Raw genomic sequence first — 720 nt, 5'->3', positions numbered from 1 at the left:
TTGATAATTGTAATAGTTTTAATCATTACATGCTTTGGCTTTTTCACTTATAAATATTACCAATCTACAAAGCTTGACCACAAAAACTGGGAAAGATTTATTAAAGACTTTCATTATTCTATTGATCAATCGATTTCACAAATTGATTACATGTTGAGTGATGATTTTAAAAATGAAGAAATAGGTGATGACGTCCGCTCTTTGGAAAATAATCTACTGAGAGATTACTACATAATCAAACATGCAAGTGATTTTATAGATTCGAGCCTCTACTATTCAACTTTTTTAAGAGACGCTCCCCGAATTATTTATGGAGTCAATTCTATTGACGGAGAAACAAACCTTCCACCTCTTGATGAGGATGGGAAACTTAGTACAGATGAGAAATCGTTGTTAAGAACACTTCAAAGACAATTAACACAAGCTAAGGATAAAATGCAACTTAATCAAACAGATAAAGTGAATTCAGATTTATCTACAAAAGAAATGAACAAAATAATCGAAAACCATTTAAGTAATAACTATGCTGCAATGTATCAAAATGCTTATAAATAATTTTAAGAGTAATACAAAAAGCCCTGGCAACAGCCGGGGCTAACCCCCATTAATAGCTTATGTAGTTCAGGCTACTTTTTTTCGCCTAAGGAAAGCTTGTCTATTATTTCTTCAATTCAGCTTAATTGTTGTTTCTCTTTTTAGAATTCACAACAAGTGTAAACA

General features: G+C 31.4%; 1 protein-coding gene. It reads left to right on the top strand.

The genetic code is table 11. The features are described 5' to 3' along the window. Window positions 1–555, top strand: a 555-nt coding sequence (locus GLW00_RS20280) for a hypothetical protein (RefSeq protein ID WP_160917074.1), incomplete at its 5' end; no start/stop codon positions are given. Window positions 556–720 lie beyond the last annotated feature (165 nt).

Source organism: Halobacillus litoralis, assembly GCF_009856445.1.
Lineage (GTDB): Bacteria > Bacillota > Bacilli > Bacillales > Halobacillaceae > Halobacillus > Halobacillus litoralis.
Note: the sequence above shows the minus strand (reverse complement) of the source record. Positions and strands in the feature narration are given on the sequence as shown.